This is a genomic window from Paenibacillus sp. F024, assembly GCF_057814255.1.
In genome coordinates, this window is record NZ_JBVASZ010000114.1 from 1 (window position 1) to 360 (window position 360).

Sequence of the window (360 nt, forward strand, 5' to 3'; positions counted from 1 at the left end):
CTCATGCTGTCTGCGCTCGGGCTGGTCGCGATGCCCGACTTGGCTTCGCTCGATCTCGCCGCCCTCACCCTCGCCCTCGCCCTGCTGACGGTCGCCGCGCTCATCGTCGCGATCACGCTCGGCGTCGTAGGGGCTGGTCAGGGTTCGGCGCCGCATCCGCTCCGCGCCATCGGAGCATCCGTCGTGCTCGCCCAGAGCGATCCGGATGCCGACGGCCACCCTCGTCCGAGGGCGCCGGGAGTCGCGCGCGCCGAGTGACCGTCCGTTCGTGACGGGAGCACGGCACACGCCGACCTTCCCGACACTCAGAACGGACCTTCCCTTGGACATCTATGCCTTCCCGCCCATCGCGGCGATCCT

General features: G+C 70.3%; 1 protein-coding gene. It reads left to right on the forward strand.

Annotated elements, in window-relative coordinates:
- Window positions 1-258 (forward strand): DUF6412 domain-containing protein (locus ACZYR9_RS27605; protein ID WP_488981495.1); only part of this gene is annotated, 258 nt, incomplete at its 5' end.
- Window positions 259-360 lie beyond the last annotated feature (102 nt).